General features: G+C 33.9%; 2 protein-coding genes and 2 rRNA genes. All 4 read left to right on the top strand.

Features of this window, described 5'->3' with window-relative positions; translation table 11 throughout:
- A 23S ribosomal RNA gene (locus tag ABZA26_RS12970) occupies positions 1 to 411 on the top strand; the annotation flags it as partial.
- A 93-nt stretch (positions 412 to 504) separates the two neighbouring features.
- Positions 505 to 621, top strand: a 5S ribosomal RNA gene (rrf, locus tag ABZA26_RS12965).
- A 255-nt stretch (positions 622 to 876) separates the two neighbouring features.
- A complete protein-coding gene (locus ABZA26_RS12960; RefSeq protein WP_372714929.1) occupies positions 877 to 2,046 on the top strand; it encodes a YibE/F family protein in 1,170 nt (389 codons plus the stop codon).
- A 23-nt stretch (positions 2,047 to 2,069) separates the two neighbouring features.
- Positions 2,070 to 2,320: hypothetical protein (locus ABZA26_RS12955; RefSeq protein ID WP_372714928.1), on the top strand; the 251-nt coding region annotated here is incomplete at its 3' end.

Raw genomic sequence — 2,320 nt, 5'->3', positions numbered from 1 at the left:
ACGGCAAAGTTTGGCACCTCGATGTCGGCTCATCGCATCCTGGGGCTGGAGAAGGTCCCAAGGGTTGGGCTGTTCGCCCATTAAAGCGGTACGTGAGCTGGGTTCAGAACGTCGTGAGACAGTTCGGTCCCTATCCACTGTAGGCGTAAGAATATTGATGAGATCTGTCCTTAGTACGAGAGGACCGGGATGGACAAACCTCTAATGTACCAGTTGTCATGCCAATGGCATAGCTGGGTAGTCACGTTTGGAATGGATAACCGCTGAAAGCATCTAAGCGGGAAGCCAACTCAGAGATAAGTATTCTATCATTGATAAGTCACCTTGGAGACTACGAGGTTGATAGGTTGGGGGTGTAAGGGCTGTGAAGTCTTTAGCTGACCAATACTAATATGACGAACACTTAACCTAAAGCAAAATTGATTTAGAATGAAAGAGTTAATTTTAGAAAAAACATTATTATATAGTTTTGAATGTTTAATTAAATATTCATAAGAAAGTAAGCTTGGTAAGAAAAGCTACGGGGGTACACCTGGTCACATTCCGAACCCAGAAGTTAAGTCCGTAAACGCCGAAAGTACTTAGGGGGCAGCCCCTTGGGAGGATAGGAACTTGCCAAGTCTTTTTTATTTTTTGGAAAAAAATATGAGCTATCAATTTTAGAAGTAGAGCATTGACTTATAATCGAGTTGTCATAGGTTTAAACTCTATGTTTTATAAAATAACAAATAGATACTGAAGTCATCAATTAATTTTGATGACTTTTTTTGTTTAATCTTTTATAAAACTTGAAAAAAATAGTAGCTTAGTTTATACTTAAATGCAATATAAAAATACAAAATTGATTTAAAATAATAAAAAAAGGATGATTTTAGGATGACGAAACATAAAAAAATATTGATAGTTGTGGTATTCATATCTATTGTAGGGATAATTTATACATCACTAGCAGTAAATAAAAATTTCGGAGTGAAAAAATATTTTACCTATGAATTTGTAGATGGGGAAGTTTTATCTATAAAGGAAGAAACTATAAATCCGGATCCTTTGATTCCTGGAAGATATGTTGGGAAACAAAAGATAGATGTTAAGATATTAGAGGGGATACATAAAGATAAAGTGTATAGTGTGATAAATGTTTTGAGCAATAGACATAATATATTTGCTAAACCAGGGATGAAAGCTATATTTACAATTAGGGAAAAAGATGGAAAGGAACATGTATGGTTCTATAACTATAAGATGGATCGATATATTTACCTATTGATTGGATTGTTTTGCTTAACATTGCTTGTTTTTGGACGTTTAAGCGGTGCTAAATCAATATTAGCTCTTATATTTACAGGAGTAATTATAATATTTGTTCTCATACCTATAATATTTAGAGGGGGAGATCCAATTCCCTGGGCAATATTACTCTGTTCAATAATAACAATAGTAACGTTTTTATTGATAGGTGATTTTAATAGAAAAACCTATTCAGCTATACTGGGAACTATCGCAGGGGTAATGATATCTGGAATAATCTCCTACATTTTTGGAAATTTATCTAAATTGACAGGAATCCACATGGAAAAAGGAGAACAGATTTTATATCTGGCTGCAGATTATCAAGTAAAGATAGATGGGCTTATGTTTACCTCTATATTGATAGCGTCCTTAGGAGCTATAAATGATGTAGCTATGTCGATAGCATCATCGTGTAATGAATTGTGTAAAAGAAACCCAGATATCCACCTAGATGATTTATTTATGTCTCTTATGGATATAGGGAAAGATATAATGGGTACCATGACTAATACATTGATTTTGGCTTTCACAGGAAGTTCACTCAATATGATGCTGATGATCTGGGGATTTCAGATGAATACTAAACAGTTTATAAATATGCCTATTATAGCAATAGAACTTATTCAGGCCTTATCTGGAAGTATAGGAATAGTCTTGACAGTCCCTATAACTGCAAGTATTTCTGTTTATCTGATAAGGAAAAAAGGAATGATATTTATAAAAAAAGAAAAATTAAATAATGGAATAAATTTTTAATATAAGAAAATAAGGAGGGAAAGATGAAAAAGTTTTTAATTGCAACACTGATTACAGCAGTTTTCATGGCTTGTAATTCAAATGATGTGTCAGTGGAAAAAAAAGAGCCTGTAAAAATGGAGATCACCGAGAGGGTGGTAACCCACGAAGTTATTGTAAAAGGTGAAAAAAAGGTAGAGGAACAAACTATCAGAGTTGCAGCAACTTCAGATATACATGGTAGAATTTATCCTTATGATTATGCAATAGATGGTAAGGATGAGGATGCTGGTTT

Source organism: Ilyobacter sp. (genome assembly GCF_041583315.1).
Lineage (GTDB): Bacteria > Fusobacteriota > Fusobacteriia > Fusobacteriales > Fusobacteriaceae > Ilyobacter.
The sequence above is the reverse complement of the archived record's forward strand: the minus strand, read 5'-3'. Positions and strand labels throughout refer to the sequence as shown.

Excerpts from the sequence above, each read along its gene's own strand:
- ABZA26_RS12960 (WP_372714929.1), top strand. The coding sequence starts at position 877 with ATGACGAAACATAAAAAAATATTGATAGTTGTGGTATTCATATCTATT.